At 60.6% G+C, this 14471-nt stretch carries 14 protein-coding genes; 7 read left to right on the top strand and 7 right to left on the bottom strand.

Annotated features, from left to right (window positions below):
- Positions 1-159: 159 nt before the first annotated feature.
- Together RA302_RS31240 and RA302_RS31235 are read right to left on the bottom strand one after the other, a co-directional pair.
- On the bottom strand, positions 160-996 hold the full coding sequence (locus tag RA302_RS31240) for a hypothetical protein (RefSeq protein ID WP_075835726.1): 837 nt from the start codon (positions 994-996) through the stop codon (positions 160-162).
- A complete protein-coding gene (locus RA302_RS31235; RefSeq protein WP_075835724.1) occupies positions 993-1529 on the bottom strand; it encodes a hypothetical protein in 537 nt (178 codons plus the stop codon). The genes RA302_RS31240 and RA302_RS31235 overlap by 4 nt, the downstream gene beginning before the upstream one ends.
- Before the next feature lie 153 nt (positions 1530-1682).
- Here RA302_RS31235 and RA302_RS31230 point away from each other — a divergent pair, with 153 nt between their 5' ends.
- A complete protein-coding gene (locus RA302_RS31230) occupies positions 1683-2429 on the top strand; it encodes a hypothetical protein (RefSeq protein ID WP_064112212.1) in 747 nt (248 codons plus the stop codon).
- A gap of 264 nt (positions 2430-2693) precedes the next feature.
- On the opposite strand, the gene RA302_RS31225 is transcribed toward RA302_RS31230, so the two are convergent.
- Entirely contained in the window at positions 2694-4082 is a 1389-nt protein-coding gene (locus tag RA302_RS31225; RefSeq protein WP_064112211.1) for a DnaB-like helicase C-terminal domain-containing protein, read from the bottom strand.
- A complete protein-coding gene (locus RA302_RS31220; protein ID WP_064112210.1) occupies positions 4079-4945 on the bottom strand; it encodes a RusA family crossover junction endodeoxyribonuclease in 867 nt (288 codons plus the stop codon). The genes RA302_RS31225 and RA302_RS31220 overlap by 4 nt, the downstream gene beginning before the upstream one ends.
- A gap of 242 nt (positions 4946-5187) precedes the next feature.
- Here RA302_RS31220 and RA302_RS31215 point away from each other — a divergent pair, with 242 nt between their 5' ends.
- The 4 genes from RA302_RS31215 to RA302_RS31200 all read left to right on the top strand — a co-directional run bounded on the left by RA302_RS31215 (position 5188) and on the right by RA302_RS31200 (position 10767).
- Positions 5188-6852: a hypothetical protein gene (locus RA302_RS31215; RefSeq protein ID WP_075835722.1), complete on the top strand. Its 1665-nt coding sequence runs from the start codon at positions 5188-5190 to the stop codon at positions 6850-6852.
- 107 nt (positions 6853-6959) lie between these two features.
- On the top strand, positions 6960-7487 hold the full coding sequence (locus tag RA302_RS31210) for a single-stranded DNA-binding protein (protein WP_064112208.1): 528 nt from the start codon (positions 6960-6962) through the stop codon (positions 7485-7487).
- A gap of 149 nt (positions 7488-7636) precedes the next feature.
- Complete coding sequence (locus RA302_RS31205) at positions 7637-10267, top strand: FtsK/SpoIIIE domain-containing protein (RefSeq protein ID WP_198174644.1); 2631 nt, start codon at positions 7637-7639, stop codon at positions 10265-10267.
- Between the two features lie 284 nt (positions 10268-10551).
- Positions 10552-10767 carry a hypothetical protein gene (locus tag RA302_RS31200; protein WP_075835718.1) on the top strand — a complete coding sequence of 72 codons (216 nt, stop codon included), beginning with the start codon at positions 10552-10554 and terminating at the stop codon, positions 10765-10767.
- Between the two features lie 45 nt (positions 10768-10812).
- On the opposite strand, the gene RA302_RS31195 is transcribed toward RA302_RS31200, so the two are convergent.
- Positions 10813-11064, bottom strand: a complete 252-nt coding sequence (locus RA302_RS31195; protein ID WP_064112213.1) for a hypothetical protein — start codon at positions 11062-11064, stop codon at positions 10813-10815.
- Positions 11065-11334: 270 nt separating this feature from the next.
- Here RA302_RS31195 and RA302_RS31190 point away from each other — a divergent pair, with 270 nt between their 5' ends.
- Both RA302_RS31190 and RA302_RS31185 read left to right on the top strand, forming a co-directional pair.
- Positions 11335-11967, top strand: coding sequence for a hypothetical protein (locus tag RA302_RS31190; protein WP_156519167.1), 633 nt, complete (start codon positions 11335-11337; stop codon positions 11965-11967).
- A gap of 214 nt (positions 11968-12181) precedes the next feature.
- The gene (locus RA302_RS31185; RefSeq protein ID WP_231915702.1) at positions 12182-12961 is read left to right on the top strand and encodes a metal-dependent hydrolase; all 780 of its coding nucleotides are present in this window, start codon (positions 12182-12184) and stop codon (positions 12959-12961) included.
- A gap of 76 nt (positions 12962-13037) precedes the next feature.
- Here the strand turns inward: RA302_RS31185 and RA302_RS31180 are convergent, their stop codons facing one another.
- Positions 13038-13319: a WhiB family transcriptional regulator gene (locus RA302_RS31180; RefSeq protein ID WP_064112201.1), complete on the bottom strand. Its 282-nt coding sequence runs from the start codon at positions 13317-13319 to the stop codon at positions 13038-13040.
- A 46-nt stretch (positions 13320-13365) separates the two neighbouring features.
- The gene (locus tag RA302_RS31175; protein WP_064112200.1) at positions 13366-14463 is read right to left on the bottom strand and encodes a hypothetical protein; all 1098 of its coding nucleotides are present in this window, start codon (positions 14461-14463) and stop codon (positions 13366-13368) included.
- Positions 14464-14471 lie beyond the last annotated feature (8 nt).

The following is a 14471-nucleotide window of genomic DNA, read 5'->3' as shown; positions in this document are numbered from 1 at the left end:
GTGAGTGCGGCACGGGCGCAATCGAATAGCGTCGACAATCCGCAGGTGGGATCCTTTGGCCGGCGGCGACTGAGCCGGACAGGCTCGCGGTTTTTTTGCAGGGCTGGCGTGTGCGGTCAGCCCGGCGACGACCAGCGATAACAGTGTTGAGCGGGCCTTTTACTGTTGGCGCAGCGGTAGGGATTGTGGGGTGGAACCGCCAGCGTCGAGCACTTGGTGTGCAGCGGAGATGCGAGCGGCGAGTTCATCGCCTCCGCTAGCCGTCGTGGGTGGTGTGTCGACGAGGCTTCGAAGGTGTTCGCGCGCTGCGGGAGTGAGGAGTCGACTGTCGAGTTCGGTGACTTTCTCGGCGAGGATCACTAATTCGCTGGTTGCCGTGTCGATCGATGTCTGTCGGGCGGTAATCGACAGCTCGGCGTTTCGCGATTCGAGTTCCACCGATTCCATTGGAATCTGTCGATCGTTCAGTGTCGCTGACAGATTCGCTCTAGCGATCAGCGTTTTGTCTAGCGCGGCGGCCGTCGACACTGCTCGCCACGTCGTTACGGCGACGTTCCTCGCAATCGGTTCCTGATCTCCGAGACTGCCGTGTTGGAAGGCCACCGAGCCGATGATCCGACTCTGTGCGGTGACGGCCCGGTCCGCGTGCGATCGCAGGACAGGGTCGAGGATGCTGCTGCGTGTGATCTCGATCGGCCCGGTTGTGTCGTCGAGTTCTCTGGCGGCGGCGCGGGCTTCGCCGAGTTTCGCTCGGTACTTCACGCGTGCTGCGTGTACTGCGGCGATGGTGATGATCGCCATGATCGGGGCGGCCACCACGGCGGGCACGAGCAGGGAGAGTATGCCCGCGCTGATGGCAGCCCATATGACAGCGGCAGTAAATAGATAGGTGTCGAACCTGTCATGTACTCCGGACAGCCGTGCGTATCGGCGGTCGATGGGGTGGTCGACGCGGTCCGGGTTCACCAGGACGTTCCAGGTGTGGGTTCGGTTCATCTGCGACTGTTCCCCTTCCCGTGTAGTGGTTTCCGATGTGGTGGTGTGTCTTCACGACGCGCTTGGCGACGGGCTTCTTCGATCAGCATCGGGTAGGTGTTGGCGATGGATCGGAGAACGCGGCCCTTGATCACGGCACCGATCTCGGCGCGGTCCTTCGGGCTAGCCATCTGGCGAATGAAATCTCGGTGGCTGTCGTAGCCACTGCATGCGTGCCTGAGGTAGTTCACGCAAATTCGGGTCATGAAGGCCTCGTCCGAGGCGAAATCTGCTGCACGCTTACCAGGGTTGAGTTCGTTGTAATGCGCGGTCGAGAGACGGATCAGGCGGGGCAGCGACATCGCCGGCACACTCACGTCGACAATGTTGGCGGCAGCGATGAGTTCAGCGCGGGTCGCCAGGGCGGCGGTACGGCCTTGACCTGCAGATCCGGAGCGGTCCCGAATCTGCGGGTTCTGTTGTACATTCACTCGCTGTCCCTTCTCCGTAATGACGCGCATCGTCATCATGCAGACCCCGGTTCCGGTGCTCATGCTCACTTTCCGCGTCGATGACCGGAACCCCGCCTGCCACGATGTCTGCGAAGGCTTCGCCGTCTTCACTGACGGTGCAAGAGAAGTTCCTCGGGCGCCGCAAGGTGACGAGTGCACACCGTCCTGAACTAGTAAGCGGGAGAAGGGAACAGCATGAGCGAGTTGGCCTCAACTGCAGGGAGGTGGGTCAGCGAACATCGGAGGCCGCTGACAATCGGCGGTGTCGTTGTCGCGGTAGCGGCTCTGATCATCGGCATCGTCTCCGTCGTCGCTCAGCGCGAGGACCCTGTCGACATGCAGGCTTACGCTGTGCCAATCGTCTCGATCAACGACATCCCTGCCCGGGAGTTCATCGGCTGGTCTCAGCAGGCCGTAGACGTTCGACCGCAGAACTCTCCGGTGCCGGAGAGGATGAGCGCTCCAGACAACGGACAGTGTGTGCCCGGTGGGAAACTGCAGACCGCTGTTCAGTCCATGGTGTTGTCGGGATCGCGCTGGTCGGGAAACAAGTTCGTCAATCCTGGCGGAGCGCAGATCATGAATGTGCAGTTGTCGAACTCCCCCAACACCAACCCCGATGTAATCGATGATTGGTTGTCTTCCTGCGCGCAGACCCACTTGGTGGTGGACGGCGCCGGTGATCAGGAACTGCGTTTAGCATCGCTTCCCGTTACACCCGAGTTCTACCGACTCGACGACGCCAGGGTCTATACCGCCACGCTTGAGGGCGACCGAACAATGACGACGATGACCGGATGGGGAGTCGCTGACGGGATCACCGTGCAGGTCGATTTCACCTTTGTCGGACAACCCAGCGACGAAGCGATTGCACAGTTCGACGTGGTGTGGCGAGCGCAGGCAGGCAAGCTCGTTGGTATGCAAGAGGCCGGGGTTCTCTAGCAAATCGTCATCGACGGTCAGATCGACGAGCGCACTTCGACAGTCGCATCGTTTGCCGAAGTGCGCAGGAACTCTTTCGCGAAGCCTGAATACCCTGCCGCCGATCTTTCCATCTGCGAAACTCGCAAATGACGTACTCGGTGCGCGCCTGAACTGAACCTTTGCCGACCCCCCATGGCGTCGTGGATTGACTGGCCAGTGCTCGCGATGGTGGGATCGCAGTCGCGATCCCACCATCTGACGAAAACGGAATAGGTCGCTGACTCATGCACCGGAAGAGGCGATTTGGCGGCTTCTCGGCTCCGATGTACGGGCAAACTCTCCAAGGAAGGAGCGCGACAAAATGCCACCAGCACGCCCCTGACGATGCTTCAAAATGAGTACATGCAAATCGTCTGGGGTCTCGGATGATCCCTGCGGATCGATCGCGTACGGCCGGTGCAAACCGATGACGAGGTCCGCGGCTTCCTCCAGGCCGCCAGAACCCTTCATATCGCTCAGTTTCGGAGGCCGGTCGCCTTCAGTGGGACCACGGTTGAACTGAGCTGCAACGACCACGGCGATGCTCATGTCCTTGGCCATCGCCTTAAAACCGTTCGCGATCTCGGAGAGCCGTTGGGCCTGATTGAGAGATGCCTGTTGTTGATCGCCGGCCTCCGTGAGCTGGATGTAATCCTCGAAAACGATGCGCAAGTCTGTGCCTTCGGCCTGAAACTTGGTGCGCGCTGCAGCCGCGACCCGACGCATCTGAGGCAGGGTACGTGCCGTGTCGTCGATGACGAGGTGCCACGAGGCGACCCGTGCCATGGCTTCGGAAACTTTGTCCCACCCGAGATCTGTTAGTTCGGTCGGGTTTTGCAGTTTGTTGCGGTGCATGTTTCCGCATTCTGCGACGACGAGTAGTTCGGTGATCTCTTCGGCAGGCTGTTCGAGGGAGAAGAGGACGACACCGGCACCGGAATCGCAGGCGGCTCTCACCCAGTCGATGATCGCGGTCGTTTTTCCTGTTCCGGGTCTCGCCGCGAGGACGGTCAGCCGTCCGTCTTTCAGGCCCTTGACCAGAGCCATCGAGTCTTTGCCTCCGTCTAAGTCTCTCCATCCGGTCGGTACGCCGTCGATGCCGTCGACCCCGTTGACCAGTCGGACGTCGAGTGAGTGTTTCAGCTCCTCGATTTGAGATCGGATGTCGGGCAGCGTCGTCGACTGAAATGATTGGGCATCGAACAGTTTCGCAAGTCGTGAGCGGGCTTCGTCGACAGATGAGAGTTGACCATCCCGAATCAGATCGAGGGCGAGTTCCATCTCTGATTCCAAGCGGCGCAGTTGTTCTCGACCTGCCATCGCCTCGAGATGAAGCTGCGGGGCCCGTGCAGACGCTGACAGGGAGGCGTGGGTCATCGCGGAGAGGCCGCTGGGACCACCTGCGACGTCGAGCTGGTCTCGCCTTCTCAACTCCGTCACCACTGAGGTGAGGTCCACGGGGTGGCCTGTGGAGACCAGCGTGCTGATCGCTGCGAAGACAGCTTTGTGTTTGTCTGTCGAGAATGCATGCGGTGACAGCGCAGAGACGGTCGACGCCACGAATGCCTCGTCGTCGCCTTCGAGGAGACGTCCAAGTAGGACTTGTTCTGCGGCAGAGTTGTTTTCGATCACACCTTCACCTTGCTCCCGCAGGTGCGCGCTTGCGGCACGGATAGTCGCGTACCCACCATCTCCACCAGGTCACCGACATCAGAGGGGAATGCTCCGGGCATCCGGAGCGTCGAGTTGGGAAACATCGGGGTGTCGACGTCGAGCGACGAGATCCTGATGACGGCTCCTGGCCACGGCAATGCCCACGGATGTGTGTGCCACGGAGTCGGATACGTTTTCGCGGCCAACGAGTCGACGATCCGGGAGTCGTCGGTTAGGAGTTTGAACCGACGCGACGCCGAGCTTCCGGACTTGTGTTCAGCCGGCGACAGCGCATCTTGGACAGCGCGCAGCAGCTTGTCGACGTCGGGTTTCGTCATAGGCGGGCATCGGGGCGTGGTCCGCTCCGAGACGGGAATAACCGCGGAGGTCCCGATGCGATCGGGCTTCGGCACAGTCAGCGCGACATGCAGTCGAACCGGACCGTCGATGGGTACCCACTCGGTTCCGCCGATCCGGAGTGCTTCCCGGGTGATGGTGTCACGCCAGGCACGCAATGCTGGGCCTTTGTCGTGTTTGATCACGCCGGCCGCGACAGCTCTCATTGATCCTTGGGTGATTGGCTTCCCCTCAGCGACAAGCCACATCGTGTGGTCAGGCAGGCACGCGAGGCCTCCACGGTGGCTTTCGCGCACGACAGAGTCCTCGGGGGTCTTCGACGACGACGATGTTTGCACCGCGACCGGTACCGCAGCGAGGGCGTTCTCCGGGACGTGTGTGCAGCTGCTGCACCGCGTCCGGCTGATCGGGATGAGTGCGGCCCGACATGCCGGGCAGTATCGGTGCGATCCACTGGACAACAGCGCGTCGGCGTTGATGCTCATGATGCGGACCCTATGACTGCCGGTTCCGGTGTTCGGGCGGGATTGATGGGTTCGACGTCGCCGCAGAGGCGACGTGGCGGGCCGGTGACCGTAACTGGCTGGTGTTGGATCGGAGTCAGAATGTGCGGTTGAACTGCTCGGATGTTGCTTCGTGCCGCACTTGTCAGTCGGTGGCGTCAGTATTTGGTCATCGGAGATCACCACGCCAAGGCACCTACGGCGCAGCGAATCAGGAGAAAGCCATGCAGAGCACGTTCACCCGACAGACGCACAACACCTCTTATGTCGCGTACAGCAAGTCGGCGTCGAAGCCCATTCAGGTCCAGGTTGCTGGTCAGGATTCGACGGTGCCTGTGCACTCGCAGGTTCTGATTCGCGAATTCGTCTCCATCGAGATCGACAGCATCGACGACGCTCGGGCGACCAGTCAGCGCCAGCCGACTCTTTACGTCAAGTTCAATGCCCGATCCGCGAAGAACCCAGACGGTGAGTCCGTCGGTCTCAGAGAGAATTTCGGTGCGTCGATCCAAGCAGGTGGAGACCTCGAGAAAGCAGTTCGGCATGCACTCACCGCAGGAAAAGCGGTGTACGTGGCGATCGAAACGAAGCGGCGTTACAAGAACAGCTCTGGTGAGATTATCTCGTACTTGACGCCGATCAACGAACTGCGTGGCGCGACGAAAGACGGAAAGGGCGGCTCGGCGTCCGCGACCCGTGAAAACTGCGCAAACGTGATCGCAGCGATCGGCCCTGCTGACGCTCCCACGACCAACTTGATCTCCGACGAAGTGACCAGCGACCCGTCGAAGTGGGCCACGTTCCGGAGCAATCACGATGGCACTCAGGTGCCTTCGGGGTTCGTACGCGTGAACACACCCGAAGGTGATCCGACTGGTGCGATCACCGCCGCCGAGAGCGCACCAGCCGCCGCGCCGGCATCGGTCGACGTCGATGCCCTCGCCGAAGCCGTCGCTGCTCGTCTGCACGGCGCCGCTCCCACCAATGGAACGCCCGCCTCATCCGGAGCGGCTCGACGTCCTGCGCTGAGGGAAGCGCACTCGGTGGAAGCAAAGCCATGGGAGCCGTACAACTCCGACGGCCGCGCCAACGCAGGTTCCTACCTGACCGCAAGCTGGCGAAACACTTGGTCTGGCGCCATGATCCTGCTGACCACAGCCGCATATGAGGAACAGGACGCAGCCGAGCGCGCCGGTAGGGAACCTCGCCTGCTGGAAAGCTCTGCCCTCGCATCGACGGCTACTGATCTGACCGAAGTACTTCTCTCCATGGCCGATCAGGTTCAGACCGCCGTTGTCGGCCGGATCAACCGGATGGATCGTTCACACGGTGAGGCCGGAAAGTGGGTCCACCAGATCGCTTCTCGTCTGGTCCCGATCACCCTCGAGATGCTTAGCGAAGAGCACTCGGAACAGCGCGAGATGTGGCGCAAGACAGTGATCGCTCAGGCGACTGCAGTGTTCGCAGGCGCCTTGCATTCGGTCGAAAGCTACCTTGACGGGCAGTATGACCAGCCGACGCCGATCAACGATGCTTCCCGTAAGGCCCGGGAGCAGGCCGGGCGGCAGGCGCAACAGGGGAACGCTGCTACCTCGACGTCCGGCGCTCAGATGACGTCGACGAATGCTGTCATCGGCGATGCGGCCACCGGAGACGACGCACTCATGCAGCGTTGGAACGCTTTCCTGCAGCAGTGCAAGCTGACCGGTCACGAGGACCGCGTCAAGCCGTTCCTCGCCGCTGCCTGCGGAACCGCTGATCTCGCACAGATCCCGGCGCAATTGTTCAGCGAACGACTCTCAGCGTGGGAGGCCGAACCCCAGCGGTTCGTAGAAGCCGCCGCCGGCGCCTACCGGGCATCTCAGCCCGTCGCACGACAGTCAGCGTGACCACGGCGCGACGCGCTCACCGTGCCGCGCACCGAAATCGTCTGTGACAGCGTCGACTACGAACCCATTAGCACCAACCCACCCAGCGTTTACAGAAAGGTAGTCCCATGGCAGGCGACACCGTAATCACCGTGATCGGCAATCTGACCGCAGCTCCCGAACTTCGCTTCACTCCGGCCGGCGCAGCCGTCGCCTCGTTCACCGTTGCCTCGACGCCCCGCACGTTCGACCGCAACTCCAACGAGTGGAAAGACGGCGATGCACTGTTTATGCGTTGCAATCTGTGGCGTGAGGCAGCCGAGAACGCCACCGAGAGCTTGACCCGTGGTTCACGTGTCATCGTCAGCGGCCGTTTAAAGCAACGCTCGTACGAAACTCGTGAGGGCGAAAAGCGTACCGTCATCGAACTCGAAGTCGACGAGATCGGCCCCAGCCTCAAGTACGCCACCGCCAAAGTCGCCAAAGCGAGCCGGGGTGGTAACAGTGGCCAGACCAACAACGGCAGCACCACAACCCAGTCCACATCACGCCCGCCGAACGCCGGAAACGATCCCTGGGGAAGCGGCGCCCCCAACGAAGATCCGTGGGGTGCCGGTGCCGCCACATCCGCCGCGAGCGACGAACCGCCCTTCTGACTTACGAAACTCACTGTGGCCCCGACATCATCCGTCGGGGCCACAGCACATTGCCGAACCCAACCCCCCGACGAGCTGTCACGACAGCCATGGACACCGGAACCGTCACTGCAATCATTCCCCTATCGGAGACCACGAAAGGGGGAAGGGTGCCACGCACACGCCGCGGAACCGCCTTCTCTGCCCAACTGCAACAGCAACTGGCTGCATGGGCAAGACGACTATTGAACGACTGGGCGGTGTTGACCTGGACAGCTGACAGCGCCCGTGTCGGTCCCGTCACCGTCACGGCACTGAACTGGCTTTTCCTCATCGGCATCTCGACATTCGGGTTCCTGACCAACGGGCACTTGATGTGGATCGGCGTCGCCTCGGCCGCGTGGTTGGTGGTGACCATCGTGCGTGCCAGCATCGTGATGCCACGGCGCCGCAACACACTTGAAGCGATCTACTCCGGCCTGCAGAAACCGGCTGGGCTTCCATCAGGGACCGTCAGCCGACCTACGACCCCCTCCAAACACATCACCTCAATTCGATGGTCGTCATCACAGGCCATTCGCGCAGCCCAGCTGTCCGTTGGTGCCAGCAGTGCCTCTGTGGGGGCACCAATGCGACGACTGATCGTCGAGAAGGCCATTGAGCAGAGCGTTCCTGCACCGGCCGACATGGAGTGGGTGTTCAACTGGACTAAGTCGAACACCGTCGAGTTCGAAGCGGTCAACGGTGACGATCCACGAGTGGCGAAACAATTGATGGCCCGAAAGATCACTGCGACGCTGCGGTCCCTCTTCAAGATCACCGACCGGAACGCAGCAGATGGATACGCCCTCGACATCGCCGAATGGGCCGACGAAACTCGCGCAGACGGAGCAGTCGTTCCGATACCGACGCAGCTTCGTTTCGCAGCTGGAAGCCAAGACCTGACTGATCCGGGCTTTCGAGACACCCTCGAGCGCAGCTTCGACCGATCTGTGTCGTGCCCGGGCGAGTGGATCTACCTGTGGAACAAAGACGAGCAGGCCCTCGAAATCAGCAGGGCCGCCAAAGGATCTCTGGAAGCTCGCAGGAAGCTCAACGAACGAAAGTTTGCCGACGAAATCCGCTCCGCTATAACAAAACCAGGCAAAGACCCTGTCGTCGCTGTCGTCGAGACGTGGGCCGACGACGAATCGGACCAGCCGGCAACTATAGACGTGGACTTCGGAACACTCCCCCTCGGTGAACGCCGCCTCCGCGACAAGCTCGAAGACAGCCTCGATACCTCGATACACACGCGGTGGCCTGACGTCCGCTTGCTGTTCGACTGGAAGTTCGAGGGCGGTTCGACGCAACTGGCAATCATGTCTGTCGATCACAACGACGTCCGAGCGAAACAGAAATCGGTCGAAAAGAAACTCCGCAATGTTGTGGAGTCGAAGTTCGGAAAAGCCAGTACGCCAGTCGACTGCGACATCATCGAATGGCAGGAAGGCCTATCGCCCACCGGCGAAGCCCTCCCCCAGCGAGCGCGAGTGAACTTCGGATCCATCGACGTCAACAAACGCGAAACCAGGGACGAGTTCCAAGATCACTGGGACTCCCTCACTACGAACAACGACTGGGCATACTCATGGTCCACCGCAGATGGAATAGTCACGATGACCGCGGTCCCGCGACTACCAGATCAGCTGGCATTTCCGATGCCTGGCACGACCGCATTCGACGAAGCGATTACGCTGGCCCGCAAGGGAGTTCTACGTTTCGGCCCGCAGAAGGGCGGCGGCTGGCTCGACTGGGACCTCAACGAAACACCGCACGGATTAGTGGGAGGAAAAACCGGCCAGGGAAAATCTGTAGCTCTGTCGATCGTCTTGTTCTACGCGATGCTCTTGCCGGACGTCTACGAAGTTATCGTCTGTGATCCGAAGCGCACAGACTTCACCTGGACTCCAGAATTCCCCAGTGTCGTCCACTTCGCTGCGACCGACACCGAGATCGTCGACGCCGTGGCGCGAGCCAAACGGAGGATGGATGCCGGCCAAACGCTATTGAACAAGCTACAAGTCCGGAAGCTGTCCTGGCTACGAGAGAAGTACGCTGCGGATCCAGAGCTCGAGAAGGCGCACGGACCTGTACCTCGCCGCCTGATCCTTTTCTTCGACGAGCTCGCCGACTTCCTCGCGAAGGGCGCGAACAGCGACGTCGAAGAGCTGAAGGACGAAGCACGCGCCAACCTGGAGTCCATTGCTCGATTGGGCAGGGCGATCGAAGTGAACATCGTTGCGGCCGCTCAGAAGCCGGACGCCAAGATCATCTCCACACAGCTGCGTTCCCAGCTCGGCTTCAGGCTCGGTGTCGGTCCTCTCGACCAGTACGAATCACAGCAAATCCTCAACTCCGACCATGGCACCCGTTTCCCGGAAGAGGGAACACCGAAGGGTCGATCGTGGGCGTACGACCCCAAGAACGGCTATAGGCAAGTTCAGGTCATGTTCCTGCCCGACGACTCGATGGTGTGCCCGTGGGATGCCTCCATCATGTTGACGGGGTCGAAAGAGTTGGCGCGGGATCGCCTGATTGAGCTCGGGTTTGCGCAGACATCGATCACCAACTCCGATGGCGGTATCGAGCCGCGGTGGATCAGGGTGGAAAACGACGATGCGTGGCCATCAATTGACGTTCCCACCAACGCGGAGCGCGACTCCGAATCCTCAGACACGAAGCCTGAACTGGATTTTGGTGCCGGTCTCGGCGACCAGGAATTGAACGAATCTGATGATGTCGATCCGTGGAATCAGTAGCGAGCAAACCACATTGAAGGAGGGCAGGACATGAAACGGATAATCGCGGTTGTCGTCACGCTGGGAGTGCTGTGGGGGGTGGGTACGTGGTTCGGGGACGGGCAACTGATGTTCTCGCCTAGCTGGTTTCAGGCTACGAATCAGAAAGTGTCCGGATTCGTAAACAAGAGCGAGGACACTGTTCGAGACAAGCTTCCTGAACCGAACTTCACTGTCGAACTTCCACCCCCGGATGGATTCGCTCCATCCGAATCTGAGGACGTCGAGCCTTCGGCGGTGCCGTCATGAAGCTGATTGGGTATGCCGTCGCAATCCTCGTTGTGATTGGAATTGTCAAGGGCACCATCGATCTTGGCGATGGAAGCCAGTCAGTCGCTGACATCGCTGGCAGCATCCTCGGTGGCATCCGTGATACGACGGTCATGCTCATCCCGAAACTTATTTCGTGGGTAACTAGCCTGGTAGATCAGATTCCTGACGCGAAAGAGCTTCCAGCTTAGGCCCACCCGCAAGGCTACCGAGGTAGGTGCAGTGACGGATGGTACCTACCTCGGGAAGAGTTGTTCAGCGATCCTGTTGGCAAGTTCAGCGCGAGTATCGCCATCGCCGGGATGCGAATAGACCGGCGATGCGACATACCCTTCCTCGTGGGCTATCTGGACGGCGCCTGCGCACTCACGAAGAGACTCAACGAGTTCTGAAACGAAGTCGACGCCGGACGATGCTGGTGCATGGTCGGCGATAGCGTCAGAGAGGGCTTCGAGATAACGGACGGATTGTTCCAGTAGATCAGTCATGCCGACCACACTACCGGTGGAAACTCTTTGCACCGCAGCGGAATTACGGCTCACAGATAAGCGGTGACATTGCAGTCTTCGGCTGGGTCTCCGCTCGATCCTACAGAATTGCACTCGCCTTTCGGCGTGTCAGCCCTCGTGTCGGGTTCAGAACACACGGGAGGCACCTCGACCCAGTTCACTAAATGGGTGCTATACTTCTCTTGTTCCACACCGCATATGCAGGGTCTTACTCAGTACGACCGCAGCGGCAACGAGAGGAAACTGGCAATGGCCATCACGCAGAGAATCCACACCTCACTGGAATTCGGGTATGGATATGACACCGACATACCAGCCAACCTCGCGGCGAGGATTCTCGGAACGGCCCCAGCGACAACAAGAAAAGCTGTGCGCGCAGGGATCATTCCGTCTCCGAACACATTCGAAGTCGTCAGCAAGCTCGCAGACACTCCGGTCGTCGAATCGGTGCTCCTCGACGGCAAACCCGTCCCAGTTCTTCGTCTGGGGGAACTTCAGCAATCATCAGACCCGGACCGGGACAACATCGGATACCACTCGCGCATGAGTAACGACGCATTCACAGCCTCGTGTGATCGTTGGTGGCCGAAAATCGAGATGGTCTCGGCCGCAGGTGGTCTGCTTGTCGCGCACGGCGGATGGCTCGTCGGAGCGTTCAGCATCGGCACCGACCCTCGCGAAATCGACGACACAGGCAAGGTTTGGTACGACGCTGCACTCATCGCTCGCTGCAGAGATGCCTACGCAGGACACATCGAAGTGGAAGAAGGCACAGAGGGACATCCCATGGCGGAAATAGCACGCCGTGTCCTCGGAGGACGCGTCTTCGGTGGGCAGGGTGGAAGTTTCACTCGCCTATCGGGTGACCAATCGCAGGTCTAACACCAAGGACTCGACGAAATTGTCGGTGCCCCCAAAGTTTGCGATCGGGGCACCGGCCATTTCCTTGGTGGCCAATACCGATCGTCATGAAAGCGGCTATTCATCAAGGCCGTGAGGTTCGCAGCCCCGGATTCTGGTCGTAGTTCGCCGATCACCGGAAGTCCGGTTTCTAGGCTGTCTCCATCGGAGATGACGAGAGGCACACGACATGGTGATGGGGCCCACGCACGCAATGAGCGGCGCAGCCACAGGATTGGCGATAGCTGCGGTATTACCGCCCGAGTGGGGAGGTCCGACGTCCATTCCTGGCGCATTCATATTCGCCGGCATTACAGCCGGCGCTGCCCTCCTCCCGGACTTGGACAGCCCACAGGCCACAATTGCCCGTAGTTTCGGACCACTCAGCCAGGCAGTCGCTCATGTGGTGGAACGGATCTCGTTGGCATTCCACTCTTTGACGTCGACGAAGCGTGACGACAATCGGGAGAACGGCCATCGCACCACCACTCACACTCTCGGGTTCGCTGTGCTTGCCGGCATGGCGGTGACAGCGCTGGTGACAGCGTTTGGGAAACCTGCGACGATCGGCGTTTTGTTCCTGATGCTGGGGTTGGCGATCCGAGGGCTGTTCCCTCAATGGGTGAAGAAGAACGATTGGCTGGCTGTGACCGGTGCAGCAGCGGGGCTATCGGTATTGACCTGGGTGGCGGCACCGGAGTCTGTGTCGGGGGTAGCGCTGGGCGCGGCCGTAACGGTCGGTGTGATCACACATTTGCTCGGTGATGCCGGCACGAAGATGGGTGTGCCGATGCTGGCGCCGTTCGTGAAGATCAACGGAAAGCGTTGGTGGGATGTCGCTCCGCCGGCAGCGGTGCGTATCAAGGCGTCGGGTCCAGCGGACAAAATTCTGCTCGGTGCCTTCACATGCATTGCGGTCGCCTTGGCGTACGTGGTTGTGTTCTCCCCGGCATCGGTCGGGATGGGCTGGTCGTAGAAGCGGCATCACCCCGGCTGCATTTGCGCTGCCGGGGTGATGCTTTCGTTCTTTCGCTTTCAGCTGGTTTCCGTTCCTACAGTTCTGCGGCGAGGTCGCGGAGTGGCCTTATCCGGACCTTGCCGTGTTCGAGGAGTTGTCCGCCCCAGACCCCTGTTTCGCGGGATTGCTGGGCGAATTGCAGACATCGACTTGTGAGGGGGCACTGTGCGCACACCTGCTTCGCGATGGCGATTGCTTCGTTGTTTCGCGGAAACCAGAGATCGGGGTTGGCTGCATCTCGGCACAGCGGTGCGGGCTGACTGTCTTCGCCGGAGACCAGGTCGCTGTACGTCGTTGGAATTTGCTTGAGTTTCATGGTTTTGGCTCCTTTCTCGTCCGGTGAGGCCAGTCGGAGGTAGCGGTTAGTACATATCGTCGATGCGGAAATCTGATTCCTCGAGCACCGCGTCGAGCGCCGACTTCGCTGCTATGGCCTCTTCGAGGAAATCTTTCGCAGTCGCGACTTGGCTGCGGAACGCATGGAGTTCGGTGTCGTCCACGGCGTCGAGGAAGTCCGGCAGTTTGCTTCGGACGGCAGCAACGTCGGGTAGGCGTTCGCCGATCGAGTTGATGTCCTGCAGGTGGCGGACGAAGTCTCCGTGCTCCCGGAGCGCAGTCATCGCCGACTTCATGTCCAGGTGAGTGCCGTCGTGGGCCCCTGGCGGTACCGGCGGCAGATTTTCATTGCCTCCGCCCTCGAATGCTGCTGTCGCTGCTCCATTTTGCCCGCCGCCGTGAGCTGGTTGAGGGCCGCTGTCCGGAGAGTAAGAACCGTCGACGTCTTCATCGTTGGAGGTTGCAGGTTTGCGTGGTGAGACTGCTCTCCCCCCGAATTCGCCTTCGCCTTGGATGGAATCGAAGTCGCCTGATGGTGCTTCGGGCGGCACATCGTCGGGGTCCGGTTGTGCTCTCGGTTTACGTCCTGCGTTCTCGTTGATGACGTCGTCGATTACACCGCTGACGTCGTCGGCCGTCGCGTGCTTTCCTCGTGCGATTTGGTCGACTCGGTCGGCGATCTGATCGACCAGATCGCGGTCCCCTGCTCGATCGACGCCTGGCGAGATTTCTCGCAGTGGCCGCTCCGGGATTTCGAGTTCAGTCATGTCGACACCGGTGCGCTCGGCGACCGCCCATGTCAACCAGGCGACACGCGCCATCCGGTGAACGTGCGAGTCCCCGTATGGCGCACCGGTCCGCGGATTGATTAACGATCCGCGGAACTCGCTGAGCAGCATCTCTCGTGGCGTCGGGTACCCCAATGCCTCGTGGGCACGCCGTACGAACAGTTGTCGCATCGTCGACTGAAACGTGTCGGCTGCGTGGATCGCCTTGCTGATCAGCTCGCGCGCTTCATCAGGGCTGCATGGGCCCTCACCGGCGGCCCGTACGTCACCTTCCGCGATATCGAGCCCACCAGCTGCTGCGGCGACGGCCGCGTCGATCTCGTCTGTCATGGACATGATCGTTC

The sequence above is a fragment of the Rhodococcus sp. DN22 genome, from assembly GCF_036669995.1.
Taxonomy (GTDB): domain Bacteria; phylum Actinomycetota; class Actinomycetes; order Mycobacteriales; family Mycobacteriaceae; genus Rhodococcus_F; species Rhodococcus_F erythropolis.
Note: the sequence above shows the minus strand (reverse complement) of the source record. Positions and strands in the feature narration are given on the sequence as shown.